The organism is Bacillus sp. FSL P2-0099, from assembly GCF_038007445.1.
Lineage (GTDB): Bacteria > Bacillota > Bacilli > Bacillales > Bacillaceae_G > Bacillus_A > Bacillus_A mycoides.
The window spans coordinates 1,745,802-1,771,133 of record NZ_JBBOXE010000001.1; the positions used below are offsets into that span (position 1 = coordinate 1,745,802).

The 25,332-nt window shown below is 35.7% G+C and carries 25 protein-coding genes, 1 pseudogene and 3 other annotated features; of the genes and pseudogenes, 20 read left to right on the forward strand and 6 right to left on the reverse strand.

Going from position 1 to position 25,332, the window contains the following annotated elements; translation table 11 throughout:
- Positions 1-20: 20 nt before the first annotated feature.
- Positions 21-299 carry a hypothetical protein gene (locus tag MKY90_RS08995; protein WP_215598877.1) on the forward strand — a complete coding sequence of 93 codons (279 nt, stop codon included), beginning with the start codon at positions 21-23 and terminating at the stop codon, positions 297-299.
- A 19-nt stretch (positions 300-318) separates the two neighbouring features.
- Here MKY90_RS08995 and MKY90_RS09000 read toward each other — a convergent pair whose 3' ends face one another.
- Positions 319-783: a hypothetical protein gene (locus MKY90_RS09000; protein WP_341091116.1), complete on the reverse strand. Its 465-nt coding sequence runs from the start codon at positions 781-783 to the stop codon at positions 319-321.
- A gap of 89 nt (positions 784-872) precedes the next feature.
- Between MKY90_RS09000 and MKY90_RS09005 the strand changes: the two genes are divergently transcribed.
- The 4 genes from MKY90_RS09005 to MKY90_RS09020 all read left to right on the forward strand — a co-directional run bounded on the left by MKY90_RS09005 (position 873) and on the right by MKY90_RS09020 (position 4,610).
- Entirely contained in the window at positions 873-1,181 is a 309-nt protein-coding gene (locus MKY90_RS09005; protein WP_033708992.1) for a hypothetical protein, read from the forward strand.
- Between the two features lie 327 nt (positions 1,182-1,508).
- Positions 1,509-2,324: a polyphosphate kinase 2 family protein gene (locus tag MKY90_RS09010; RefSeq protein WP_215598876.1), complete on the forward strand. Its 816-nt coding sequence runs from the start codon at positions 1,509-1,511 to the stop codon at positions 2,322-2,324.
- A 527-nt stretch (positions 2,325-2,851) separates the two neighbouring features.
- Positions 2,852-3,187, forward strand: coding sequence for a YrdB family protein (locus MKY90_RS09015; RefSeq protein WP_002168670.1), 336 nt, complete (start codon positions 2,852-2,854; stop codon positions 3,185-3,187).
- A 154-nt stretch (positions 3,188-3,341) separates the two neighbouring features.
- Positions 3,342-4,610, forward strand: coding sequence for an MFS transporter (locus MKY90_RS09020; RefSeq protein WP_098168119.1), 1,269 nt, complete (start codon positions 3,342-3,344; stop codon positions 4,608-4,610).
- Between the two features lie 232 nt (positions 4,611-4,842).
- Here MKY90_RS09020 and MKY90_RS09030 read toward each other — a convergent pair.
- Positions 4,843-4,920, reverse strand: a pseudogene (locus MKY90_RS09030) (3-oxoacyl-ACP synthase); the annotation flags it as partial.
- A gap of 180 nt (positions 4,921-5,100) precedes the next feature.
- Here MKY90_RS09030 and MKY90_RS09035 point away from each other — a divergent pair.
- The 5 genes from MKY90_RS09035 (at position 5,101) to MKY90_RS09055 (ending at position 10,424) form a co-directional block, all read left to right on the forward strand.
- A complete protein-coding gene (locus tag MKY90_RS09035; protein WP_098168118.1) occupies positions 5,101-5,652 on the forward strand; it encodes a cobalamin biosynthesis protein CbiN in 552 nt (183 codons plus the stop codon).
- Between the two features lie 480 nt (positions 5,653-6,132).
- Positions 6,133-7,392, forward strand: a complete 1,260-nt coding sequence (hflX, locus tag MKY90_RS09040) for a GTPase HflX (protein ID WP_098168117.1) — start codon at positions 6,133-6,135, stop codon at positions 7,390-7,392.
- A 268-nt stretch (positions 7,393-7,660) separates the two neighbouring features.
- The gene (locus MKY90_RS09045; protein ID WP_098168116.1) at positions 7,661-8,872 is read left to right on the forward strand and encodes an MFS transporter; all 1,212 of its coding nucleotides are present in this window, start codon (positions 7,661-7,663) and stop codon (positions 8,870-8,872) included.
- Positions 8,873-8,882: 10 nt separating this feature from the next.
- Positions 8,883-9,800, forward strand: a complete 918-nt coding sequence (cysK, locus tag MKY90_RS09050; protein ID WP_341091127.1) for a cysteine synthase A — start codon at positions 8,883-8,885, stop codon at positions 9,798-9,800.
- Positions 9,801-9,848: 48 nt separating this feature from the next.
- Positions 9,849-10,424, forward strand: a complete 576-nt coding sequence (locus MKY90_RS09055; RefSeq protein WP_002126764.1) for a hypothetical protein — start codon at positions 9,849-9,851, stop codon at positions 10,422-10,424.
- A gap of 275 nt (positions 10,425-10,699) precedes the next feature.
- Here MKY90_RS09055 and MKY90_RS09060 read toward each other — a convergent pair whose 3' ends face one another.
- On the reverse strand, positions 10,700-12,334 hold the full coding sequence (locus MKY90_RS09060) for a putative polysaccharide biosynthesis protein (protein WP_063217843.1): 1,635 nt from the start codon (positions 12,332-12,334) through the stop codon (positions 10,700-10,702).
- A gap of 220 nt (positions 12,335-12,554) precedes the next feature.
- Positions 12,555-12,777 (forward strand) — a binding site (T-box leader).
- Positions 12,778-13,081: 304 nt separating this feature from the next.
- Here MKY90_RS09060 and MKY90_RS09065 point away from each other — a divergent pair.
- On the forward strand, positions 13,082-14,425 hold the full coding sequence (locus tag MKY90_RS09065) for a sodium-dependent transporter (RefSeq protein WP_002126767.1): 1,344 nt from the start codon (positions 13,082-13,084) through the stop codon (positions 14,423-14,425).
- Between the two features lie 116 nt (positions 14,426-14,541).
- Here MKY90_RS09065 and MKY90_RS09070 read toward each other — a convergent pair whose 3' ends face one another.
- Positions 14,542-15,246, reverse strand: coding sequence for a polysaccharide deacetylase family protein (locus MKY90_RS09070; RefSeq protein WP_061675713.1), 705 nt, complete (start codon positions 15,244-15,246; stop codon positions 14,542-14,544).
- Positions 15,247-15,572: 326 nt separating this feature from the next.
- Between MKY90_RS09070 and MKY90_RS09075 the strand changes: the two genes are divergently transcribed.
- The 5 genes from MKY90_RS09075 (at position 15,573) to MKY90_RS09095 (ending at position 18,920) form a co-directional block, all read left to right on the forward strand.
- Complete coding sequence (locus tag MKY90_RS09075; RefSeq protein ID WP_002012161.1) at positions 15,573-15,836, forward strand: CD3324 family protein; 264 nt, start codon at positions 15,573-15,575, stop codon at positions 15,834-15,836.
- Positions 15,837-15,991: 155 nt separating this feature from the next.
- Complete coding sequence (locus tag MKY90_RS09080; protein ID WP_002126773.1) at positions 15,992-16,678, forward strand: DUF421 domain-containing protein; 687 nt, start codon at positions 15,992-15,994, stop codon at positions 16,676-16,678.
- A 110-nt stretch (positions 16,679-16,788) separates the two neighbouring features.
- The gene (locus tag MKY90_RS09085) at positions 16,789-17,430 is read left to right on the forward strand and encodes a FusB/FusC family EF-G-binding protein (RefSeq protein WP_098168114.1); all 642 of its coding nucleotides are present in this window, start codon (positions 16,789-16,791) and stop codon (positions 17,428-17,430) included.
- Between the two features lie 164 nt (positions 17,431-17,594).
- Positions 17,595-18,491, forward strand: coding sequence for an RCC1 domain-containing protein (locus MKY90_RS09090; RefSeq protein WP_098168113.1), 897 nt, complete (start codon positions 17,595-17,597; stop codon positions 18,489-18,491).
- Between the two features lie 228 nt (positions 18,492-18,719).
- Entirely contained in the window at positions 18,720-18,920 is a 201-nt protein-coding gene (locus MKY90_RS09095; protein WP_002141267.1) for a hypothetical protein, read from the forward strand.
- Positions 18,921-19,086: 166 nt separating this feature from the next.
- Here the strand turns inward: MKY90_RS09095 and msrA are convergent, their stop codons facing one another.
- Together msrA and MKY90_RS09105 are read right to left on the reverse strand one after the other, a co-directional pair.
- Entirely contained in the window at positions 19,087-19,620 is a 534-nt protein-coding gene (gene msrA, locus MKY90_RS09100) for a peptide-methionine (S)-S-oxide reductase MsrA (RefSeq protein ID WP_063217840.1), read from the reverse strand.
- 90 nt (positions 19,621-19,710) lie between these two features.
- Positions 19,711-20,469: an SDR family oxidoreductase gene (locus MKY90_RS09105; protein WP_063217839.1), complete on the reverse strand. Its 759-nt coding sequence runs from the start codon at positions 20,467-20,469 to the stop codon at positions 19,711-19,713.
- Positions 20,470-20,725: 256 nt separating this feature from the next.
- Positions 20,726-20,971, forward strand: a binding site (T-box leader).
- A 67-nt stretch (positions 20,972-21,038) separates the two neighbouring features.
- Positions 21,039-21,277: a binding site (T-box leader), on the forward strand.
- A gap of 151 nt (positions 21,278-21,428) precedes the next feature.
- Here MKY90_RS09105 and ilvE point away from each other — a divergent pair.
- Genes ilvE through ilvC form a run of 4 tightly spaced genes read left to right on the forward strand, consistent with a single transcriptional unit; the run spans position 21,429 to position 25,311 of the window.
- On the forward strand, positions 21,429-22,328 hold the full coding sequence (gene ilvE, locus MKY90_RS09110) for a branched-chain-amino-acid transaminase (protein ID WP_063217838.1): 900 nt from the start codon (positions 21,429-21,431) through the stop codon (positions 22,326-22,328).
- An 18-nt stretch (positions 22,329-22,346) separates the two neighbouring features.
- Positions 22,347-24,062 carry an acetolactate synthase large subunit gene (gene ilvB / locus MKY90_RS09115; RefSeq protein WP_341091135.1) on the forward strand — a complete coding sequence of 572 codons (1,716 nt, stop codon included), beginning with the start codon at positions 22,347-22,349 and terminating at the stop codon, positions 24,060-24,062.
- The gene (locus MKY90_RS09120; protein WP_063217836.1) at positions 24,059-24,289 is read left to right on the forward strand and encodes an ACT domain-containing protein; all 231 of its coding nucleotides are present in this window, start codon (positions 24,059-24,061) and stop codon (positions 24,287-24,289) included. The genes ilvB and MKY90_RS09120 overlap by 4 nt, the downstream gene beginning before the upstream one ends.
- Before the next feature lie 14 nt (positions 24,290-24,303).
- Positions 24,304-25,311: a ketol-acid reductoisomerase gene (ilvC, locus tag MKY90_RS09125; protein WP_098168110.1), complete on the forward strand. Its 1,008-nt coding sequence runs from the start codon at positions 24,304-24,306 to the stop codon at positions 25,309-25,311.
- The last annotated feature ends 21 nt before the right edge of the window (positions 25,312-25,332 follow it).

A 25,332-nucleotide genomic window follows, 5' to 3' on the forward strand; every position in this document is an offset into this window, starting at 1 on the left:
GGCAAAAAGGGGGATGGTATATGACTATAGAAAATCTACATGATTTAGTAGTACATGAGTTGGGATGTAAATACGTTTTGGGAGAAAAGGTATTTGAAGCAAGGAATTTCACGGTGTATATTGCTACTCCTATAGAAAATAAAATGACATATAATCGATTCATCTTAATTAAGCATTTGTCTAATGAAGAGCCTTCAGTACATGTTTGGGACAAAAAAATCTGTGTAGACGCTACAAAAATACATATTGCAAAAGAAGTGACAGAAGCAATTCAATCGGGTTTTGTAAATGAAGAGTAAGCCCTAATCAAATTAGGACTTACTCTTCATTAAACACAAATGTTTGCTTCATTTTTTTATTCTCATGTACTGGATGACCGTTGTAAGAGAAATTCTTTTCTTCCCAAGTAATGACAACTTTAAAATTATGGCTATTAAAGTCTAATGGGAATACCATGTAGTCAAAGCTTGTATGACTTTTTGAAACGTTGTTATTAGATGAAGTAGGATTAAAGGTAGCTTTAGATGTAGGTGTGTTATCAAGTATTTCCACCGATACATTTGCAACATCATTACCAATATTTTTTAAGAGTAAACTATACGTATCATATACACCTTGTTTTGGCTGCACGGCTTGCTTGTTTGAGTTATGAGATTTGTCAATTTCGATATACCACTGTTTAGACTTTGACGCAATTGGTAGTGATTGAAATGTGTATGCACTAGCTTGTATTGGTAGTGCTAAGCAGATTAGTGCAAAGAGAGAAAATATTTTTCGTTTCATCTTTAGAGAGCTCCCATTCTTTAAAGGATTTATTTGTTATTATCTTCTCTTTTTAAGATAATATACCATGTAGTTTAGGGGAGGGTATATTGAAAGAATTAGTAAGTATGGGAAGCGGCATGTTTCTACAACTGTTATTTTTGTATATATTTATTTCTGTTGTTTTATTGGAACTCAATCCATGGTATGCAGTAGTGGTTTATGTGGCTATTGCTATAATCAGTCTTCTGCTAGGAATATACTCGATTGCTTTCCCTATGAAGAGTAGCTTGAATACTATTTTTCTAATACTACCAGATGGAATTATAATAACATTATTTTCAATATTAATTATTGGATTTACAGTGTTTGCTTACTTTTTACGAGAAGGAGATATTCCGGCTGTAATTCGTTTGTAGTATAAGTGAATCGATAGAGCTCCTATCTTTTCGTTATTAATCTTCCCAAGTATGTCACACGCACATTTAAAAAAACAAGGAAACTGTGTAGAGATTTTTCGGCATAGTTTCCTTATTTTGTTTTTTTGATTAATAATAAATGCTTGCTAAAGGATACGAAAAAGCATATCAGGGGGATTAATTTATTAATATAAAGTAGCGTCCAACTTATAAAAGATAGATATAGGTGGAGGGGTACGAGTATTAGTTAAAAGAGATATTAATATGAAAATATTACCAATAAATATGTTAAAATAACATTGTCATATAACAAGGGGGATTCGTTTGATGGAAAAAGAGCATCTTGCTAAAGTAGATTTAACGAAAAAAATTGAATCAAAATCTAAGTACAATAAGAAACTTGAAAAATATCAAATGCGTTTATTGGCACTACAACAAATATTAAAAGAAGAGAAAATAGCCGTTATGATTGTTATGGAAGGTTGGGATGCGGCAGGTAAAGGCGGAGCAATTAAGCGAGTGACTGAGCATCTTGATCCACGCGGATTCCAAGTAAATCCAATTGGAGCGCCTGCTCCTCATGAAAAACGGTATCATTATTTGCAACGTTTTTGGCGGAAACTTCCTCAATATGGGCAAATTACTATATTCGACCGTTCATGGTATGGGCGTGTATTAGTTGAGCGTGTTGAAGAGTTCGCCACAAAGGAAGAGTGGACGAGAGCGTATGGTGAAATTAATGATTTCGAAAAACTATTAACTGATGATCATTACATAATAGGAAAGTTTTTCTATCATATTAGTAATGACGAACAGTTAAAGAGATTTACAGAAAGAGAGAACAACCCTCTTAAAAGATGGAAAATTACAGACGAAGACTGGCGTAATCGTGAAAAATGGGATGAGTATGTCGAAGCAATAGAAGACATGTTTGAAAATACAAATAAGCCGAATGCAAAATGGCATATTATCGCGAGTAATGATAAATTATACGCCCGTTTGAAAACATTGAAAGTAATTATTTCATTAATTGAGGATTATTTCTTAGAGCATAATATAGAATTACCTCCTTATTATAATGAAATAAAAGAAGGAAAGAAAAAGAAAATTGAATCTTTGCAAGATGCAGGAGTCAAATGGTAAAAAGGTTTGTATAGGAAATATGAAGGGAAGCTGTCTTGTAATTTGGTAAACCCAAATTACAAGACAGCTTTTTAGTTGGAAGTATTTTATATATTTATATAAAGCGAGTGTACCAATTATTTTAGTTTGTGCTGTAGTAAGTTTGTTGTTTTAGGAAGGGGAAGCTTTAAGAAAGAGTAGTAGGGGAATAGGCTAAATATGAATCGCATTTTAATTATGGAACGTTAGCTGTCAAAAAAATTATAGAATTATTTTGGGAACTCCTCGGTAATGGGCGAAACGTAAACCGTGGAGTTCTTTATTTTGTGATTATAGGCATATGTATCACTGTCATTAAATATTTGCTTTCATTCATTATCCGTCAAGATCAAGTTTTCGAAGTTTAGAAAGATAAACTGAATAATATTAATAAGATGTATAATTGTTTTTTACATGTCATGAATGGGCACGTATCAAGTTCAAATAACGGATGCATAATATTATTTTCATAGGATTTTAAATATATTTTTCAAAGGGGTGTTCTTTAAATGTTTATAAAACCTATAAATTTAGCGATTCGATTTTTTCTAGAATTATGTGCTCTTGCATCACTATGTTACTGGGGCTTTCAATTTTGGGAAAGTGTATATGTGAAATTTATTTTTGGCATTGGCTCACCACTACTTTTTGCGACAATATGGGGGATTTTCATTGCACCTAAAGCATCATTAAAACTGCCAGAACCATATAGGTTTATGTTGGAAATCATATTGTTTGGAGTTACCTCAGTTGCTCTATATGTTGTTGATCAAATAACCTTAGCTATTATTCTTGGAATGGTATTTGTAATAAATCGCACTTTAATCATTATTTGGAAACAATAATTTTTTTGCTAAGTTTCTCCACGAAAGGAACTTAGCATTATTTAAGGTGTAGGAGTAACGAAATATGGATAAATTTAAGCGCTTTAAATTTTGGGATTTTGTTGTTTTATAGTACATTAACAAGAGATATTAGTTTCATAGGGAGGGTGAGGAAATGATAGATACAGCAGACGCTTCATTAAGTAATCACATATACACCGAAGAAGAGCAACAAAAATTATATAAACGAACGTTAATAATCGTAAGTATTTCACAAATGTTTGGCGGAGCGGGGTTAGCTGCTGGTATTACAGTAGGTGCACTTCTTGCACAGCAAATGCTTGGGACGGATGCGTATGCAGGATTACCGGCTGCTATGTTTACAATGGGATCTGCGGTAGCGGCTTTCTTTGTTGGGAAGTTATCGCAAAAATATGGTCGCCGAATAGGACTTGCAACAGGGTTTATAGTAGGAGGACTAGGAGCTATTGGAGTTGTATTGGCTGCGTTAACAAATAGTATTATTCTATTACTAGTTTCTTTACTCATATATGGTGCGGGTACAGCGACGAATCTACAAGCTCGTTATGCTGGTACCGATTTAGCAGATAAGAAACAACGAGCAACTGCTATTAGTATTACGATGGTTATGACGACTTTTGGTGCGGTAGCTGGTCCAAATTTAGTAGGCGTAATGGGAGATTTTGCCCATTCAATTGGAATTCCTAACCTTGCTGGTCCGTTCATATTATCAGCAGCGGCATTTATACTTGCGGGTCTTGTACTTTTTGTTATGCTTCGTCCAGATCCGTTAATTATTGTTAACATAATAGAAACATATAAACAAGAACATACATATAAAGGGCAACCAGTAACAGAAGAAATGATAGAAAATAAACGTGGTGTTACTGTTGGAGCAATCGTAATGATACTTACTCAAATAGTGATGGTTGCGATTATGACGATGACGCCAGTTCATATGGGGCATCATGGTCATGGTTTAAGTGCAATAGGGCTTGTAATTGGTTTTCATGTAGGTGCAATGTATCTTCCGTCTCTCGTTACAGGAATGTTAATTGATAAAATCGGCCGAACTACGATGAGTATAGCTGGTGGAGTCATTTTACTAGCGGCGGGTGTCATAGCTGCGATAGCGCCGAGTGATTCTTTACTATTATTAATTGTTGCTCTGTCTTTACTTGGGTTAGGGTGGAACCTCGGTTTAATAAGTGGTACAGCTCAAATTGTTGATGCAACTATACCTTCTACACGTGCAAAAACACAAGGGAAAATAGATGTATTTGTTGCGTTAGCTGGAGCTTCTGGTGGAGCGATGTCAGGTATGGTAGTAGCTAATTCAAGTTATGCGGCATTATCATTAGCGGGAGGGGCTGTATCCTTACTGCTTATTCCAGTTGTGATATGGTCTCGGACAGGTAAATAAAATTCAGATAAAAGAAGCGGCGTTCAAAGGGAGATAATCAATCTTTGAATGCCGCTTTTTTGTGATCAACTAATAGTCTAACTGGAATCGTTGATATAATTTCATTTACCGTAATGTTAGTTGTATAAAAGGAAATTTCAGTTTAAATCCCACTCCACAATAAGCCCTAAATGCATACATCCATCGCCAAATCCCTACAGTAAAAGTGTATCTCCATTATTTAATTTTCCTTCTTTTCTAAATCGTTATTAGATAATATTTGATCTGGAACATAAGTACCAATTGCAGTAATACGAGATTGAGAATTCATAAGAACATCTCCTAACTTATTTTTTATAATCGATACTAATATTAGATCGTAAAAATATTGATAAAGATTTTCTGTTTAATAAAATTAATATATTTTAATAAACGGAAAGGGATTTGAGGAGTGATATCCAAATAATATACGGAAAGCTTCTAAATTTGATAATGAAGGGGTTTGAGATTCTTGAAAAGAATCGTATATGTATTGTCTCTTGTTTTAATTTGTAGCTTTACTTATTTTATTTTACCAGAGAAATCTTATGCTTGTGATTGTACTAAAGCATCACCAGAAGAGAGGTTACAACAAAATGATGTAGTGTTTGAAGGTAAGGTATTAGAAGTTCAAGAGAAGGACGGAAGAATGAAAACATTATTTGAAGTGAAGAAAATTTGGAAAGGGACAAGTTCTTCGCAAATTATTATATATACAAGCAGTAGTAGTAGTTGTGCGTTTCGTTTTGCAGAGGGAGGAGAGTACTTAGTCTTTTCTTCTTATAGAGGAGAGGAAAAGTTAGAGACATCTAGCTGCAGTGGAACGAAGAGATTAGATGAGGCAGAGATAGAGAAAATGGCTTTACGTCATATTGCAAAAGAGTCTGTTCCGACGAAGAAAGTGGATTTAAAAGATGAAATGGTAAGCGGTTTAAGTTGGTGGCAAGTAACTATCATTTCTATAGGTGTGTTATTGTTAATTGCTGTTGTTATTTTTATTGTGAGAAGAACTCGCAAAAAATGACGATTAAAGTAAAAATATAAAGATTTTCTTTCGGTTTCTATAGGTGGTTTAATCTTGTGAAAGCGAATTACTTATGCTACACTTTATGTAACTTAAAATGAACGGAGGGGCTTCCTTTGATCTTAATCAGATTACGTCTCAATACTTTGTGCCGATAATTGAATAGCGCTCAAAGGCTCTGTCTGTGTACAGAGTGAACGGGATTGGTCTGCCTATTTTAAAGGAACCCTTTATTAAGCTTATATGTGAAAAAGAGGGAGGGACGAATACGCCCTCTTTTTGTTTTGCCTTTATAAATAGAATGGGATAGTATAGGTGAACACTTGTTGGATACGTATACTATCTTGGGACTTTTTGACCATGTATAGGACGAAAGCACTGCTTTCTTCTATTTCTTTGGTGAACCCTTATCCGTTTACAAAAACACAGGCAGTGACCTGTGTTTTTTATTTTGCGTAATCGAAATGGAGGAATAAATATATGGAAGAATTATTACAAAGAGCAATATTAGTTGGAGTAAATTTAGGTAAGGAAGCTGATTTTGCATATTCGATGGAAGAGTTAGCAAATCTTACGGAAGCTTGTGATGTGGAAGTAATCGGTCAAGTGACGCAAAATTTACAACGAGTAAATCCGTCGCATTATATTGGAAAAGGGAAGATTGAAGAAGTAGCAGCGTATGTGAAAGAAGCAGATGCAAATATGGTCATCTTTAATGACGAATTATCTCCTTCACAAATTCGAAATTTAGAAGAGGATTTAGATTGTAAAGTAATTGATCGTACCATTTTAATTTTGGATATTTTTGCGCAGCGTGCGAAAACGAAAGAAGCGCAGTTGCAAGTAGAAGTGGCCCATCTTCAGTACATGATGCCTCGCTTAATCGGTCTTCGTGAATCGTTAGGAAGACAGAGCGGGGGAGTTGGCACGAAAAATAAAGGTGTCGGTGAGAAGAAGTTGGAATTAGACCGTCGTAAAATTGAAGAACAAATTGCAGCTCTAAATAAAGAATTAGAGGCACTTGTTGCACAGCGTCAAACGCAGCGTAAACAACGTAAGAAAAATGAAATGCCAGTTGTATCATTAGTAGGATATACGAATGCAGGTAAATCAACGATAATGAATACAATGCTTGAAATTTTTAATGGTACTGTAGAAAAACAAGTATTTGAAAAAGATATGTTATTTGCGACGTTAGAGACATCTGTACGAAATATTGATTTGCCGGATAATAAATCATTTTTATTAACGGATACTGTTGGATTTGTAAGTAAATTACCGCATCATCTTGTGAAAGCCTTCCGTTCAACGCTAGAGGAAGTGGCAGAAGCGGATTTACTCATTCACGTTGTAGATTACTCAAATCCCAATTATGAGCAATTAATTGATATTACAAATGAAACGTTAAAGAAAATTGGCGTGGAAAATATCCCGACGATTTATGCATATAACAAATCAGATTTGGTAGATGTTGAAATTCCGAAAGTGCAAGAAAATCGCGTTTATCTATCTGCGAAGAAACATGTTGGAATTAAAGAGCTTGTAGAAGTAGTTCGTTCACATATTTATAAAGAGTATACGAAGTGTGAAATGTTAATTCCGTATGATCAAGGGCAGGTAGTTTCGTATTTCAACAATCATGCACACGTTTTATCTACGAGTTATGAAAACGAAGGTACGAAAATGGCACTAGAATGTAAGACGAGTGATTATGAGAAATATAAGCGTTTTTCTATTTAATAAAAAAAGGCGACCCTAATATGTTTTAGGATCGTCTTTTTCTTCATAATTGCAAGCCTTCCTTTCGTCCTGCCTTAGTATAAAAGAAAATACAAAGAGTTCATATAAATAAATCCGACAAAGCACATAGAAAAAATATATTTTTTTAGAAGTTGAATTTCTGGAAAAAGAAATGAAACCAGTATAGAATAGAAATGTTTCAAAAATCAGAATTTATTACACCTACTGTAATAAATATATATTTTGTACAGAAAGGAGAAATACACATATGCAGGCAGTTTCACAAAAAAATACAGTAGAAACACCGACAATATATCGAATATTATTTGCGATTAGCTTCGGACATTTTTTAAATGATTCGATGCAAGCAGTTGTGCCAGCGTTGTTTCCTATTTTGGAAAAAACGATGAATTTATCCTATATGCAAGTAGGGTGGATTGCGTTTGCGTTAAATATGACGTCATCGATTATGCAGCCGGTTTTTGGGATGTATTCAGATAAGAAGCCGTCACCATTTTTATTACCGCTCGGTATGTTTTCGAGTATGCTTGGGATGATTGGACTCGCATTTGCACCGAACTTTATAGTTGTTATTATTTCTGTTTTATTTATTGGATTAGGTTCCGCGGTCTTTCATCCGGAGGGCGCTCGTGTTGCTTACATGGCAGCCGGTGCAAAAAGAGGTTTAGCACAAGCGATTTATCAAGTGGGGGGAAATACAGGGAATTCTCTAGCACCTATTTTTACAGCATTAATTTTCGTTCCGCTCGGTCAAATTGGTTCTTTAGGTTTTACAGCCTTTGCAGCAGTTGGAATTGTATTACTAATTTTCGTATCAAATTGGTATAAAAATGAATTAGCCACTGGTGCTGTAAGAAGGAAAAAGAGGGCTGCACTTGAGGCTGAAAATGCGATTGTAAGTACGCACATTAAATTTGTTATTATACTTCTTGTTTTTCTAACATTCGTACGTTCTTGGTACGGTGCTGGTATCGGGAATTTCTATCAATTTTATTTAATAGAGCATTACGGTTTATCTATAAAAAATGCACAGTATTTCGTCTTCGCTTTTATGATTGCTGGTGTATTAGGTACTTTCTTTGGTGGTCCGCTAGCGGATCGATTCGGTAAGAAAAAGATTATTGTCTTTTCGATGCTCGGTTCAGCGCCGCTTGCACTATTGTTACCTCACGTTTCTCTTATGTGGGTTGTACCGTTATTTTTATGCATTGGATTTATTAGCTCTAGTAGTTTTAGTGTAATCGTTGTATATGCACAAGAACTTGTTCCAGGGAAAGTTGGAATGGTGTCAGGATTAATTGTCGGTCTTGCGTTTGGTCTTGGAGCATTAGGTGCTGTAGTCCTTGGGAAATTGGCTGATGTGTATAGTCTTCAATTTATTATGCTATTATGTAGTTGTTTACCATTAATTGGACTGACTTCATTGTTACTGCCAAATGATAAGAAAACGATAGAATAGGGGATGTGCTATGAAAGTATGTGAAAACGTTACAGAATTAATAGGAGATACACCTGTTGTCCGATTATCTAAATTTATTCCAGAGGACGCAGCGGATGTGTATGTAAAACTGGAAATGTTTAATCCGTCACGCAGTGTGAAAGATCGCGCTGCCTATAACTTAATTCATATTGCCGAGGAACATGGTCTCATTAAGCCAGGTGATACAATTATTGAACCGACAAGTGGAAATACAGGAATTGGCTTAGCGATGAATGCAGCTGCTAAAGGGTATAAAGCTATTTTAATTATGCCAGATAATATGTCCAAAGAGCGTATTAATTTATTGAAAGCATACGGCGCAGAAGTAGTTTTAACACCAGCAGAACAAAGAATGCCAGGAGCAATTGCGAAGGCGGTAGAGTTACAAAAAGAAATTCCAAATAGTTTTATTCCGCAGCAATTTGAAAACCCAGCAAATCCGAATATTCATCGTTATACGACTGCACTTGAAATTTATGAACAAATGGATGGAGAACTTGATGCATTTGTAGCAACCGCAGGAACAGGTGGAACAATTACAGGGACCGGTGAAACGTTAAAAGAGAAACTACCAAGCTTATATATTGCCGTAGTAGAACCGAAAGGATCACCAGTGTTATCTGGTGGTGTTCCAGGCCCTCATAAACTAGTCGGAACAAGCCCAGGGTTTATTCCCAAAAACTTAAATACAGAAGTGTATAACGAAATTATGCAAATTGCAGATGAAGAGGCGTTAACTACAATGAGAAACTTAGCAAGACAAGAAGGATTACTAGTAGGGCCATCTTCAGGAGCTTCTGTTTACGCAGCAATAATGATAGCGAAGCGTTTAGGTGCTGGTAAAAAGGTTTTATGTATTGCACCTGATACAGGGGAGCGCTATTTAAGTATGGGGCTATTTGAATAAAATTGATGGAAACACCTTAAATGAGAAAAAGGTAACAAGGGGGCAGTTATGGGTTTTTTTAATAGGTTTTTCAAAAAAGTTGAACAAGTAAATAATCATGAGGCGACTCTATCAGAATTGAATGAAGAATTATATGTTGAATCACCGATAGAAGAAGCAAATAGTTATTGGGTATCGATGGCACAAAATATAATTATTAATGCTGTAAAAGCAGCTGATAATAATGTGGAACGTGCATTCGTATTGCTGAACTTGAAAAAAAGTGAAGCTTCATTTGATATTTTCTATCAAATAAACGGGCAATTGTATTTTTGGGATCAATTAGAAAATGAGAATATAAAAAATAGAATTCAGAACGAGTTGTTACCTCAAGCCTCAGAAGTTTCAAATGCAGTAAATCAGCAATTTAATGAAGCTGAACATCCTGCAATTTCCTTTGCAGAATTACAATTTGAATGGGAAACAAAAGCGTGGTTTTCGCATATTATCTGGGAAGATGATCCTGCCGCACAATTGCCAAAAACTCAAATGTTAAATGAGTGGTTTAACTTAATCAAAAAGGAAACTAAGAATAAACCGCTGGATAGTGACACGAAATTCTCTTGGTATCCATCAAACTCTTAAAAAATCTAATAATATTTGAAATAAGTGTCATGTTATGATGTTGTAAATTAGGCGGAATTAGAGGAGATTAAAATTTCATTGTTAAAAAAGGTGGAGCCTCAAGATGCTATTCTTGAGGCTCCACCTTTTTTGTTGATAGAACAAGCTTCATGCATTTAAAGAACTACAAAATTTCCAATATAAGAACCGCAGTTAATTTTCAAAATTCACTCTGCTGTTTGTGGGCTAATAATCAGTAGGGGACGGACAAAACACCCACTGATTATAGTTTCATGTTATCTTACTAACTTCCCTAATACGGGTAAACGTCGAATCCTATCACCGAGAATATGCGAAGCAAGTCCACTCGTTAATACGAATAAAAGATAAACAAGTCCTCCTGCTGCGGCGCATATAAACACAATGATCAGTGATTCTATATAAGATTGTCCAGGAATAATCCAGCTTATAATTGCTCTTAATGCAATTACAACAGCAGACATTGCTGCGGAGTAAATCGTAATTAGAAATACTGTTTTTGCTGTTTCGCCAATTTTAAATTTCGCAAACTTAACGATGCAGTACAACATAATAATATTTGAAACGAGATATCCAAGAATTGTTCCAAGTACAGCACCATGTCCACCGAATAAATGTAAGAGCGGTGTGTTCACCACAATTTTAACGAGAATACCGGCTGAGAATGCAATCATTGTTTTTCTTTGATAATCAATTCCTTGTAATATAGCGGCTGAAACTGTGAAAATTGCACTTAATACAGCAGAAGGTGCAAATGAAATTAAATATTGTGATCCACCAAGTGCAATTTCAGGATTTACATAAACCATGCGGAATGCATCGTAAGCGATACTAGCTAAACCGAATGCGGCTGGGATAGTGAAGAATAACAACACTTGAAATATCTTTGAAATTTGTCCTTGTAATTCATCTAGCTTCCCGCTTGTAAATGATTTCGTTATAGCCGGAATAATTGTTAATGAGAATCCAGTTGCAAGTGAAGCCGGAATCATAATTAACTTTTGGGCATAGTTCGTTATATAAGCGAAAACTGCATTCGCGGTTTCTAAAGGTTCTCCCATTGCTCTAAGGACATCAGCTACGGTATATTGATCTACTAACGTATAGAGCGGGATTGCAATGCCTACAAATACAATTGGAATTGCATAACGTAGTAATTCCATATAAATACTTCTTAACGGAATGTTTGATGATCTCGTTTTCAGCTCACCTTCAGGAGGTTTTAATCCATTATATTTTTTCCAGTACATCATTAAAATAGAGACGCTTGCAAGTGCCCCGATAACAGCACCAAATGTAGCAACTGCAACAGAAGAAGCTACTGAACCTCCTAATAGTTTTGAGACGATAAAACTACCAACTAAAATGAAAACGACACGTGCGATTTGTTCTACGACTTGAGAAACAGCACTTGGTTTCATATGTTGAAAACCTTGGAAATAACCACGTGTAACACTCATAGCTGGTACGATAATAAGCGCGAAGCTTAATGCTCGCATCGTAAGTGTTACGTCTGCGATAAATTGTGGATCTGGTGTTTTCGAGCGAATAATAAATTGTGATATGTACGGTGCTCCAATAAATAAAGTTAAAAATCCTAAAAAGCCCATAAACATCATTAATTTTACGCTCGAGTTATACAATTTTTTACTTGTACTATAATCACCAAGTGCATTATGTTTTGCAACAAATTTTGAGACGGCAATAGGAATACCAGCTGTTGAAAAGCTTAATAAAATACCGTACCAAGAGTATGCGTATCCATATAAAGCGACCCCTTGCGTTCCAACTAATAATTGAAAGGGGAAAAAGTATATAAAACCTAAAATTCGTGAAATCATTGTTGCACCACTTAATAAAGCGGTACCTTTTAAAACTTTTGAAGTAGACAAAATTCTTTCCTCCTACTCGTGCTGTCTTGCATTTATCGTATACTACTATAAACCTGCTAGAGAAGTTAATACAGTATAAACCATAAATGTTCTAATACTATTCATACAAAAGTCATATTTTGAATCTTTAAATAGAATGTAATGCATAAAATTTCAAAATATAAGTTGACACTATTTTTAATGTATGATAAAAATGATAGTAATCAATTCGGAAAATAATATTTGGGCAATGAAAGGGTATAGTAGTGAAAATCTCCCTATTTCAGAGAGCTGATGGTTGGTGTGAATCAGTATATAGATTATTCATGAAGTTCGTCCTGGAGCATCTTTCATAAATCTCACATTATGAGGAAATGAAAGACGGTAGTTTATACCGTTATCAAATAAAGTGGTGAAGATTGTTTCACAACTAGGGTGGTACCGCGATATTTATCGTCCCTACGTATTTACGTAGGGACGTTTTTTATTTAGGTCCTAATTTTGGTGTGGCTTCATAACTAGGGTGGTACCGCGATATTTTATCGTCCCTACGTATTTGCGTAGGGACGTTTTTTATTTAGGTCCTAACTTTGGTGTATCTTCACAACTAGGGTGGTACCGCGATATTTTTGTCGTCCCTACGTATTTACGTAGGGACGTTTTTTATTAGGGAGGAAGTGAACGTATTAGAAAAGAGTATGGATAGAACAATATAAATACCGGATTGTAAAACAGAAAAAGATAAAGATAAAGAGAGGAGATTAACAAATGAATTCACAGCAATGGACATCGAAATTAGGTTTCGTATTAGCTGCAGCAGGTTCAGCGATTGGTCTTGGAGCGATTTGGAAGTTCCCGTATATGGCCGGAATTGGAGGAGGCGGCGCGTTCTTCCTTATTTTCATCGGTTTCACATTATTAATTGGTTTACCGCTATTATTAGCTGAATTCGTTATCGGAAGAAGTACACAAAAAGAGGCTGTTGATGCGTATAGCGAAATCGCACCAAAAACACTATGGCCTTGGTTAGGTAAATTAGGGATTGTAACTTGTTTCATACTACTTTCTTTCTACAGTGTTGTAGGGGGATGGATTTTACTATATTTATGGAATGCAATTACAGGTAGACTATGGGAAGGAAATGGGGCATACGAAGCTACGTTTGGTGAAATCATTTCCAATCCATATTTAGCAGTTGGATCACAGCTATTATTCATCCTTATTACTATTTTTATCGTAAGTAAAGGTGTACAAAATGGTGTTGAAAAAGTAAATAAATATTTCATGCCAGCATTATTCGTATTATTCTTTGTACTAATTGTTCGTGCACTTACGTTAGACGGTGCTGGAGAAGGAGTTCGATTCTTCTTACAACCTGATTTCTCAAACGTAACGTCAGAAATCATTTTATATGCAATGGGGCAATCGTTCTTTTCGTTATCTGTCGGGGTAGCCGTTATGGTAACGTATAGTTCGTACTTACCGAAAGAAGAAAGCTTACCACGTTCAGCATTTTCTATCGTAGCTTTAACGCTTGTGATTACATTACTTGCAGGGCTTGCAATTTTCCCAGTAGTGTTCGCATTTGGGATGGAACCATCTCAAGGACCAGGGCTATTATTTATCGTACTGCCAGCTATTTTCAGTAAAATGGCGTTCGGGAAGTTATTCTTCATTGTTTTCTTATTACTATTCTTCTTTGCTACTATTACATCAGCAATTTCGATGTTAGAAATTAGTGTTGCGTCTTTAACAACTAAAGGTAAAAGTAAAGGGAAACGTGAAAAAATGGCATTAATTGTTGGCTTGTTAATCTTTGTTGTAGGGGTTCCATCAGCCTTATCATTCGGTTTGTTAAGTGATGTGAAACCATTTGGGAAAACAATTTTTGATTTAGCAGACTATGCGGTTAGTAACATATTAATGCCGCTTGGTGTTTTATTAGTTTCCATCTTTGTTCCGTTGAAAATGAAGAAAGATGTATTAATGAAAGAGCTTGGTGTAAGTAAAAATAAAGGCTATAAACTATTCGTATTATGGTTATTCTTACTTCGCTATATTGCACCAATTGCGATTATTATCGTATTCCTAAATGTGCTTGGAATTATATAAAAGAAAGGTAGCGTATCGCTCTATGATACGCTACCTTTTTATCCCGTAAAAGCCCGATTGGTTCAACTAATAATCAGTGGGGGCTGGACAAAGCCCCCACTGATTAAAGTTTCACTTTATTTTGCTCTTTTTTGTAATTCGTTTACTGTTACGAACTGATAGCCCTTTTTAGATAAAGAGTCTAAAATACCTTCAATGGTCTGTAAATTTTCATTAGACTCATCATACATAGAGTGTAATAAAATGATAGAACCTGGTTTTACATTTTTACTAACATATTCAATTTTATCAGCTGTAGATGTATAAAAAGTATCAGGTTCAAGGTCCCATGTGATTGTTTCGATATTGTTTTTATTTAAATAATAGGGCAGACCAATTAGCTTTTTACCGTTAGGTGGTCTAAAATCAATTTCGCCTGTAAATCCTGTTTGGCGGATTAATGAATTCGTTTTTTCTATTTCTTCTTTAATAAAAGAAGGTGTTTTAAAAACCATTCTGTTATGAGAGTATGTATGGTTTCCAATTTGGTGTCCAGATTGTACGATATCTTCTCCTAACGATAGGTTTTTCTCTAGTTCATTTCCGATTAAAAAGAAAGTAGCTTTTGCATTGTATGTATCTAGTAGTGGTAATATTTGTTTTACATTGTTCGTAGGGCCATCATCAAAAGTTAAAGCAATCACTTTTTCATTTGTTTCTACTCGGTTTGTTAAACCTCCAAACAATTGAAAACTTCTTGCGTTCATCAATTTGTATGTTCCGAATAATGCTACAGTAATAATGAATAATGTAACGATTGTAATGATAATATTCTTTTTCATAACGCAACCTCACTATACTTTTGGATTGGACTAAAAAGTATTATATCAAACTAAGTAACTTCGTGCTTTAAAAAGGATGTGGATGCAAGGGGAAGAAATTTATCATATAATAAAATGCAAAAGGTATATTAGGAGGTGTTTATATGGCGATTATAATTCAATTGCCAGACACTGCAGCGTCTCATGCAAAGCCAAGTATGGAAATGGCGATACTTTGCGTGGGGTAGACAAGTAATATACAATCGCCTAAATGAGCTCGTATCATTTTTTATATTTGGCTTTGCACCTTATTGAAATGAACCATAAAAAATAAGGGGCGAGCAGAAATGAAATACGTTAAAGCTGCGACGGTTTTACCAGAAAGTTTAATTGCTGAAATTCAAAAGTATATACAAGGTGAAACAATTTACATTCCAAAACAAGAAACAAAACATTATAAATGGGGTACACAATCTGGAGGAAGAAAACAACTAGATGAAAGAAACAAAGCTATTAAAGAAGCGTTTAAAAGTGGAATTTCCATTCATCAACTTGCGGAGGAGCATTTTCTTTCCGGAGAAACGATTAAAAAGATTGTGTATTCTAAATGAAAATAAAAGAGTCTAGTTCAATTATTAAATTGAACTAGACTCTTTTTGTTTTGTATCTATTGGATATGAATGGGCAAGATAATAGAAAAAATGTGCCGGCTTTTTACTAAATAGAATATAGAGCATTTGAGTGAAAAGCAGAAAGGTGAGCATATATGAATCATCTAGGACAAATAACGATAGAACTATTTTTTGGTTTTTTTGTGCTATTGATTGCTACTAAAATATTAGGGAAGACACAAATATCTCAGTTAACGCCATTTGATTTTATTTCTGCCATAGTTCTCGGAGAATTAGTAGGAAATACTATATATGATCCGGAAATAAAAGTATGGTCTATTTTATATGCAGTACTTGTATGGGTAGTGTTAATTTATACAATAGAAGTGATAACGCAAAAATTTAGGGGGACGAGAAGTTTTTTTGAAGGCTCTCCGTCAATCATTATCCGTAATGGATATATTGACCGGGAACAACTAAGTTCAAATCATTTGGATATTAATCAACTACAACAAATGCTAAGACAACAAAAAGATATATTTTCAATCCGAGAAGTTGAATATATGATTTTGGAACCTAATGGAAACATAAGTGTTCTGAAGAAAAGCAAATATGAATCTCCTACTATAAATGATTTAAGCTTAAAACATAAACCTGTATACTTACCGATTTCATTAATTAGTGATGGAAAAGTAGTGAAAGATAATTTGAGGGAAGCAGGTTTTGATGAAGGATGGCTTTATAAACAAATAAAGCAAAAAGGGATTACTAAATTTGAAGATGTATTATATGCAGAATGGAAAACAGATGATGGTTTCTTTTGTCAGGAAATGCCTCGGTAGAACATAGTCAGAGTATGTAATGTTCATTTCTAAGTTATCTTTTACATATCAAAAAGCTGAATCATTGTATACAATAAGACTAGATCAACAATTTGTATGGAGTGATAAAGATGGAAGCTTTTATTAGAAGTGATCAATATAATTTTATAAAATCACAAGCTTATATTTTAGCAAATGGGCACGCAACGGCAAATGATAGAGGTGTAATTCAAGCATTAAAATCACTTGCGATTGAAAAAATAATACATGTATTTGAAAATTTAACAAATGAACAGAAAGAGTTAATTGATACGGTATTAACAGTTCAAAATAGAGAAGATGCAGAATCGTTTTTAATGAAAATAAATCCGTATGTAATTCCGTTTCAGGAAGTTACAGCACAAACGTTAAAAAAATTATTTCCTAAAGCGAAAAAATTAAAGCTCCCTGATATGGAAGAACTGGACATGAAAGAATTATCTTATTTAAGCTGGATTGATAAAGGGTCAAGCAGGAAATTTATTATAGCGAAAAATGATAAAAATAAGTTTGTTGGTCTGCAAGGGACGTTCCAAAGTTTAAATAAAAAGAGCATTTGTTCATTATGTCATGGACATGAAGAAGTGGGGATGTTTTTAGTTGAAATTAAAGGTGATGTACAAGGAACTTTCGTTAAAAAGGGAAACTATATTTGTAAAGATGGTGTAGCTTGTAATCAGAATATGAAATCTCTTGATAAATTGAATGATTTTATTGAACGATTGAAGAAATAAAGAAAAAACCTCTAGTATTTAAACTGGAGGTTTTTATTTTTTGAAGAAGTAGTAATAGGCTTCTTTTATAGCTGTAAATTTATAAAAAAAGTCGGGTCATTTATAATGAAATTAGATAAAAATATCTATTTGGATACAGTTGCTTATTTTGAAGGAGGTAAAACATGAATTACATTTCACCGAAAGAAGAGATATTAAAAATGAAACGGTGGCCTAAAGATACGATAGCGGCGGGGCGTGGTCATACTGTTGGTCTTAAATCGGATGGCACAGCGGTAGCAGTGGGGCGAAATAAAGAAGGAGAATGCAATGTAAGCAGCTGGTGTGATATTGAAGCAGTCGCTGCGGGCAATGTTCATATGGCGACGAACACTGGGAACGCTCATACAATCGCTCTTAAAAGTGATAATACTGTGGTAGCTGTGGGTTGGAATAAGCATGAACAATGTGATGTAAATGATTGGCATAATGTTGTAGCGGTTGCGGCAGGGTGGCGTCGTACCATTGGCCTTAAACCGGATGGCACAGTAATAGCAGTGGGGCGAAATAAAGAAGGAGAATGTAATATAAGTAGCTGGAGAGATATTGTGGCGGTCACGGCGGGTGACTGGCATACAGTCGGTCTTAAAATGGACGGCACAGTGACGACTGTGGGTAATAATCGATATGGCCAATGCAATGTAAGTGGATGGCGTGGTATGGTGGAGTTGGCGGCAGGTTATCTTCATACTGTTGGTTTGAAATCGGATGGCAAAGTGATGGCAGTGGGTAATAATAAACTTGGTCAATGTGATGTAGGCAGCTGGAAATATATTATGGCAATAGCAGCTGGTACGAATCATACAATCGGACTTAAATCAGACGGTACCGTGGTGGCAGTCGGCTGGAATGAGTATGGTCAATGTAATGTAAGCGATTGGCGTGATATTGTAGCGATAGCGGCGGGTTGTGCGCATACGGTCGGTCTGAAATTAGATGGCACGGTGGTAGCAGTAGGTGATAATACATACGGTCAATGCGATGTAGGTAGTTGGCGCAGTATCCGATTGCCCGGTAAATAGTTTTTAATAACTATTTGTTGATAGATAATTTACAATAAATCACCAGTAATATTATTCTATTTTATGAGTAATTATGGAATAGGATATGTAGATAAGAATCCCTTTTTAAAAGAGGTTCTTATTCTTTTTTCGTAAAATGAGTGTCTAAATGGAATTTTTGAACAAACTTTATTTCAAAGCTACAGTAAAAAGTATAAATTACAAATAAAGCATAGGAGAGCTGAAAAAATGCTTAAAAAGTTTTTGCTTTCTTTACCGGATGTTTTACTTGTATGCATTGTTATCTACATAACATACACAACTACTCTTAGTTTTGTACAGATGTTAGTAATTTCAATTGCAATCGGAATCGTCGGTGGTTTTGTTATAAGAATTTGTAAGGATGTATTCACGTATATAAGGTGGACAATTAAACAGAGGAAATCTTAAATACGTTGTATTGCTATTAGGAGGAGAGGAAATGACTAAGAAAAAGAGTAGAGTGAAAAATGAAATAGCACTTTGGACATTAACAGCGGTTGTTCTCATCATTGTATGGTACTTTTTTCAAAGATAAAAATGCATCGTACTTAAAAGGTACGATGCATTTTTATTATTATTTTTGCCAATTTTCTTTTATAAAGTCTTCACGACCAGATTCTTTTTGCTCGGTAGCATATTTCTCTGGATTCTTTTTATAGAAATGCTGGTGGTATTTCTCTGCTTCATAAAAAGGTGCAGCTGAGCGAATTTCAGTCACAATAGGACCTTTAAACATACCGCTTTCTGCTAGAGTTTGCTTTGATTTTTCTGCAAGCTCTTTTTGTGTTTCATTATGATAAAAAATTGCTGTGCGGTAAGATGGACCACGATCGAAAAATTGTCCGCCGTCATCAGTTGGATCAATTTGTGGCCAATATAAATCTAGTAATTTTTGATAAGGAAAAATAGAAGGATCGAATGTAATTTGTACAACTTCTAAATGTCCAGATGTTCCAGTTTTTACTTGTTCGTATGTTGGGTTTTCTACATGACCACCTGCATAACCGGAAAGTACTTTTTGAATACCGGGAAGCTCATCAAATGGTTTTACCATGCACCAAAAACAACCGCCTGCGAAGGTTGCGAGTTCGTATGTTTTTTCAGACATTGCTGTAATCCTCCTAAATATATATGTTTTATATAGTATTATATAAATTGTTTTATTGCGCAATAAAAAAGATTTGAAAATATATGTTTTTTATAAACATGACCCTCCGCTAACATCAATCAATTGTCCAGTAACCCAGCGACTATCAGGAGAAGCGAGAAATGCAGCAGTATCGGCAATGTCTTCTACTTCACCTAAGCGATTGAAGGCGGAAATAGTAGTAGCGTACTGTTTCATCATTGGATCGCTCAAGAGTTCTGCGTTCATATCTGTTTTAATAAATCCTGGGAGTATTGCATTTACTGTTATTCCTCGTGCTCCGAGTTGTTTTGCAAGCGTGAAAGTCATCGTGTTAATTGCACCTTTCGTCATACTATATGCAACGAAATCAGGCAAAGAAATGCGGGTGGCAGCTGATGAAATATTAATAATTCGGCTATTGTCACGTAAACGTGGTAGTGCTTGTTGAATGATAAAGAATGGTGCTTTTGCATTTACTGAAACCATTCTATCAAAAAATTGTTCAGTCGTTTCTTCAATAAAAGCACCAGGTCCAATTCCAGCGTTGTTTATTAAAATATCAAATTCCGTTCCACCAGTTCGCTTTTGCAATTCAGTATCTAAAGAATTATAAAGGTTTTCTACACCGTGTAAAGATTCAAGATTTGCACCGATAGAAAAAGCTGATCCGCCATTTGATTGAATTTCATGAACAGTTTCTTCAGCATCTTCTTTTCGATTTCCATAATGAACAGCAACTAATGCACCTTCGTTTGCTAACCGTTTTGCGATAGCACGTCCAATTCCTCGGCTTGCTCCTGTAACTAATGCTATTTTACCTTTTAACATAGTTTTCTCATCTCCTCATAAATTTTATATGTTTTTAAGTTGTTTTTCTTTATGTAGTAATGCGAACATACTTAAGTAATATATGAGTATGTGTAAGAAGTTCATTCCGATTTTGTTTTGAGAAAAAAATAGTCTTCTAGTGAAATGAATTAAATTTTAATTTTTTTCGGAAAACATGTTGACAATGAAAAGAACAACGTCCTATAATACGTTTAACAAATAAAAGTTAATTAAGAATTTTCTAACTTTATATTTTACATATGCAAAGAAGAGGAAAGTAGATGATTATGATCGTTTCAGAGAGCTACTCCTAGGCTGTGAGAGTAGTAGCAATCGAATCATTGAAGATCACCTCGGAGCATCGCTTGCGAAAGGGAAACTGAGTAGAGGGCGGCGGCATCGTCTCCGGTAAAAGGACGGAGGTCTGATTGGACCTATGAAGCTTATATTTCGTGAGAAGTATAAGGAAGCTGAGTGGTAACGCGAAACTCTCGCCTCAGCAATCAAAGCTACTAATTTGTAGTAGTTGATTGCTGAGGCGAGAGTTTTTATTTTAAAAAATAGAATAAAAGAATGCGAGGAAGAGGAGAGTAAATGATAAAGGTTGTTTCAGAGAGCTGCCCAGAAGCTGTGAGGGTGGTAACAATTGAATCATTGAAGATCACCTCGGAGCACTGCTTTTGAAGTTAGTAAAAAGTAGCGGAGTTGTTTCCGATAGAAAAACAAAAGTCTAATTGGACTTGCAGAGCTTATATTTCGTGAGAAGTGTAAGGAAGCTGAGTGGTACCACGATTCCCTCGTCTCAGCAATGGATTGCTACAAGTGTGTAAGCAATCGATTGTTGAGACGAGTATATTTTTAAGGTTAGTATACTGAATATTCTGTTAAAAATACTCATCTCAGCAATCGATATAGAAATAGATTGCAAAAACAGAGATAAAACAGAGGAGCGATGTGAGATGGGAAACCAGTACATTTATATGAATGGGGAATTTGTAGAGAAAGAAAAGGCAGTTGTTTCAGTATATGATCACGGTTTTTTATACGGAGACGGTGTATTTGAAGGGATTCGTAGTTACGGAGGAAATGTATTTTGTTTAAAAGAACATGTGAAACGATTATATGAATCGGCGAAATCTATTTTACTTACAATTCCAATGACTGTAGAAGAAATGGAAGAAGTAGTTTTACAAACATTGCAAAAAAATGAATATGCTGATGCCTACATTCGATTAATTGTTTCAAGAGGAAAAGGTGACTTAGGACTCGATCCGAGAAGCTGTGTGAAACCGAGCGTAATTATTATTGCAGAGCAATTAAAGTTATTCCCGCAGGAATTTTATGATAATGGACTAAGCGTTGTATCTGTTGCATCAAGACGTAATACACCAGATGCATTAGACCCACGTATCAAGTCAATGAACTATTTAAATAACGTACTTGTGAAAATTGAAGCGGCACAAGCAGGTGTACTTGAGGCACTTATGCTCAACCAACAAGGATATGTTTGTGAAGGATCTGGAGATAATGTTTTCATTGTGAAAGATGGAAAAGTGCTAACACCTCCTTCTTATTTAGGAGCGTTAGAAGGTATTACGAGAAATAGTGTTATTGAGCTATGTGAGCGACTTAATATTCCTTGTGAGGAAAGGCCATTTACTCGCCATGACGTATATGTAGCAGATGAAGTATTTTTAACAGGAACGGCAGCAGAATTAATTCCAGTTGTAAAAGTTGATTCAAGAGAAATTGGAGATGGGAAACCAGGAAGTGTAACGAAACAATTGACAGAGGAATTTAAAAAGTTAACGAGAGAAAGAGGAGTACGTGTTCCAGGACTGGCGGAAAGCTTACTGTAGGGAGAGGAGTTAATTAAAATGGAGCAGCAGTATACAACACGTGAGAAATTACAGTGTGAAGAAGTGACAGGCGCCGGACACGTTATTCAATGTTTGAAAAAATTAGGCGTAACGACTGTTTTCGGTTATCCGGGCGGAGCGATTTTGCCAGTATACGATGCGTTATACGGAAGTGGATTGAAGCACGTTTTAACTCGTCATGAACAAGCTGCTATTCATGCGGCAGAAGGATATGCGAGAGCTTCTGGAAAGGTCGGGGTAGTCTTTGCTACCTCTGGACCAGGGGCGACAAATTTAGTTACGGGTTTAGCAGATGCTTATATGGATTCGATTCCTTTAGTTGTCATTACAGGGCAAGTTGCAAAACCTCTCATCGGGAAAGATGGATTTCAAGAAGCAGATGTTGTCGGAATTACAGTACCTGTTACGAAGCATAATTACCAAGTTCGTGATGTGAATCATTTATCACGCATTGTACAAGAAGCTTTTTACATCGCCGAAAGCGGGCGGCTGGGACCGGTGTTAATTGATATTCCAAAAGATGTTCAAAATGAAAATGTAACAAGTTTTTATAATGAAGTAATTGAGATTCCAGGATATAAATTAGAGCCTATGCCAGACAGTTTGAAGCTGAAAGAGGTAGCTAAAGCCATTTCAGAAGCAAAACGCCCACTTCTTTATATTGGAGGAGGCGTCATTCATTCGGGTGGATCTGATGAACTCATCAAATTTGCGAGGGAGAATCGTATTCCTGTCGTTTCCACTTTAATGGGACTGGGTGCATATCCGCCGGGAGATTCGTTGTTTTTAGGAATGCTCGGTATGCATGGAACGTACGCTGCAAATATGGCAGTAACAGAATGTGACTTATTGCTGGCGTTAGGTGTTCGCTTTGATGATCGTGTAACAGGAAAATTAGAACTCTTTTCTCCGCATTCACAAAAGGTACATATTGATATAGATCCTTCGGAGTTTCATAAAAATGTAACTGTGGAATATCCGGTTGTTGGTGATGTGAAAAATGCGTTACATATGTTGTTACATATGCCGATTGATACACAGACAGATGAATGGCTTACGAAAATTGAGAAGTGGAAAGAGGAATACCCTCTTTCCTACAATCAAAAAGAAAGGGAGTTAAAACCACAGCATGTTATTAGTCTAGTAAGTGAATTAACGAACGGTGAAGCGATTGTTACGACAGAAGTAGGACAGCATCAAATGTGGGCTGCACATTTTTATAAAGCGAAAAATCCAAGGACTTTTCTAACGTCTGGCGGACTAGGAACGATGGGGTTTGGGTTCCCGGCGGCAATTGGTGCTCAGCTTGCAAAAGAAGAAGAACTCGTCATTTGTATTGCAGGCGATGCTTCTTTTCAAATGAACATTCAAGAGCTGCAAACAATTGCTGAAAATAATATTCCTGTCAAAGTATTCATCATAAACAACAAATTTTTAGGAATGGTAAGGCAATGGCAAGAAATGTTTTATGAAAACCGTTTGTCGGAATCGAGAATTGGGTCACCAGATTTTGTGAAAGTAGCAGAAGCTTATGGTGTAAAAGGGCTAAGAGCAACAAATTCGTTTGAGGCGAAAAAGGTAATGTTAGAAGCATTTTCTCATGAAGGTCCTGTCGTAGTTGACTTTTGTGTAGAAGAAGGTGAGAATGTCTTTCCGATGGTTCCGCCAAACAAAGGGAATAACGAAATGATTATGAAGAGGTGGGAAGAATGAGTCATACTTTTTCATTAGTTATTCATAACGATCCGAGCGTCTTATTACGTATAAGTGGAATTTTTGCTCGGCGTGGTTATTATATTTCTTCTTTACATTTAAACGAAAGAGATACTAGTGGTGTTTCTGAAATGAAACTAACAGCAGTTTGTACTGAAAATGAAGCCACGTTACTTGTCAGTCAGTTGAAAAAATTAATCAATGTACTGCAAGTGAATAAATTATAAGGAGTGTATGGAATATGAAAACTTATTATGAGAAAGATGCAAATTTAGAGCTATTAAAAGGGAAAACAGTTGCGGTAGTTGGATATGGATCTCAAGGTCATGCACAAGCACAAAATTTACGAGATTCTGGTGTGGAAGTTGTAGTCGGTGTTCGTCCTGGTAAATCATATGAAGTAGCAAAAGCAGATGGATTTGAAGTAATGTCCGTTTCAGAAGCGGTTCGAACCGCACAAGTTGTACAAATGTTATTGCCGGATGAACAACAAGCTTATGTGTATCGAACAGAAGTAGAAGAGAATCTTCGTGAAGGACAAATGTTACTTTTCTCACATGGATTTAATATTCACTTCGGGCAAATTAATCCGCCAAGTTACGTAGATGTAGCAATGGTTGCACCAAAAAGTCCAGGTCATCTCGTTCGCCGTGTCTTCCAAGAAGGGAGAGGTGTTCCGGCATTAGTCGCAGTGCATCAAGACGCAACGGGAACAGCACTACATGTAGCATTAGCGTATGCAAAAGGTGTAGGTTGTACACGTGCAGGGGTAATTGAAACGACATTCCAAGAAGAAACAGAAACAGACTTATTCGGTGAGCAAGCAGTGCTTTGCGGAGGAGTAACAGCACTTGTGAAAGCTGGTTTTGAAACGTTAACGGAAGGTGGATATCGTCCTGAAATTGCATACTTTGAATGTTTGCATGAATTAAAGTTAATTGTTGATTTAATGTACGAAGGCGGATTAACGAATATGCGTCATTCTATTTCAGATACGGCAGAGTTTGGAGATTATGTAACAGGATCGAGAATTGTTACAGATGAAACGAAGAAGGAAATGAAACGTGTTCTTGCAGAAATTCAGCAAGGTGAATTTGCGAAGAAATGGATTTTAGAAAATCAAGCAGGGCGTCCAACGTATAATGCGATGAAAAAAGCAGAACAAAATCATCAGTTAGAAAAAGTAGGAGCAGAGCTTCGTGAAATGATGAGCTGGATTCATGCACCGAAAGAATTAGTAAAGAAATAGATTAAGAGAGTATAAGTGAAA

Bases quoted from the DNA above. Each gene is read 5' to 3' on its own strand.
- MKY90_RS09055 (WP_002126764.1), top strand. From the start codon at position 9,849: ATGGGTTTTTTTAATAGGTTTTTCAAAAAAGTTGAACAAGTAAATAAT.
- MKY90_RS09015 (WP_002168670.1), top strand. From the start codon at position 2,852: ATGTTTATAAAACCTATAAATTTAGCGATTCGATTTTTTCTAGAATTA.
- hflX (WP_098168117.1), top strand. From the start codon at position 6,133: ATGGAAGAATTATTACAAAGAGCAATATTAGTTGGAGTAAATTTAGGT.
- MKY90_RS09045 (WP_098168116.1), top strand. From the start codon at position 7,661: ATGCAGGCAGTTTCACAAAAAAATACAGTAGAAACACCGACAATATAT.
- msrA (WP_063217840.1), bottom strand. From the start codon at position 19,620: ATGTCTGAAAAAACATACGAACTCGCAACCTTCGCAGGCGGTTGTTTT.
- cysK (WP_341091127.1), top strand. From the start codon at position 8,883: ATGAAAGTATGTGAAAACGTTACAGAATTAATAGGAGATACACCTGTT.
- MKY90_RS09010 (WP_215598876.1), top strand. From the start codon at position 1,509: ATGGAAAAAGAGCATCTTGCTAAAGTAGATTTAACGAAAAAAATTGAA.
- MKY90_RS09065 (WP_002126767.1), top strand. From the start codon at position 13,082: ATGAATTCACAGCAATGGACATCGAAATTAGGTTTCGTATTAGCTGCA.
- MKY90_RS09075 (WP_002012161.1), top strand. From the start codon at position 15,573: ATGAAATACGTTAAAGCTGCGACGGTTTTACCAGAAAGTTTAATTGCT.
- MKY90_RS09070 (WP_061675713.1), bottom strand. From the start codon at position 15,246: ATGAAAAAGAATATTATCATTACAATCGTTACATTATTCATTATTACT.
- ilvB (WP_341091135.1), top strand. From the start codon at position 22,347: ATGGAGCAGCAGTATACAACACGTGAGAAATTACAGTGTGAAGAAGTG.
- MKY90_RS09105 (WP_063217839.1), bottom strand. From the start codon at position 20,469: ATGTTAAAAGGTAAAATAGCATTAGTTACAGGAGCAAGCCGAGGAATT.
- MKY90_RS09020 (WP_098168119.1), top strand. From the start codon at position 3,342: ATGATAGATACAGCAGACGCTTCATTAAGTAATCACATATACACCGAA.
- MKY90_RS09080 (WP_002126773.1), top strand. From the start codon at position 15,992: ATGAATCATCTAGGACAAATAACGATAGAACTATTTTTTGGTTTTTTT.
- MKY90_RS08995 (WP_215598877.1), top strand. From the start codon at position 21: ATGACTATAGAAAATCTACATGATTTAGTAGTACATGAGTTGGGATGT.
- MKY90_RS09090 (WP_098168113.1), top strand. From the start codon at position 17,595: ATGAATTACATTTCACCGAAAGAAGAGATATTAAAAATGAAACGGTGG.
- ilvC (WP_098168110.1), top strand. From the start codon at position 24,304: ATGAAAACTTATTATGAGAAAGATGCAAATTTAGAGCTATTAAAAGGG.
- MKY90_RS09120 (WP_063217836.1), top strand. From the start codon at position 24,059: ATGAGTCATACTTTTTCATTAGTTATTCATAACGATCCGAGCGTCTTA.
- MKY90_RS09085 (WP_098168114.1), top strand. From the start codon at position 16,789: ATGGAAGCTTTTATTAGAAGTGATCAATATAATTTTATAAAATCACAA.
- ilvE (WP_063217838.1), top strand. From the start codon at position 21,429: ATGGGAAACCAGTACATTTATATGAATGGGGAATTTGTAGAGAAAGAA.
- MKY90_RS09000 (WP_341091116.1), bottom strand. From the start codon at position 783: ATGAAACGAAAAATATTTTCTCTCTTTGCACTAATCTGCTTAGCACTA.
- MKY90_RS09095 (WP_002141267.1), top strand. From the start codon at position 18,720: ATGCTTAAAAAGTTTTTGCTTTCTTTACCGGATGTTTTACTTGTATGC.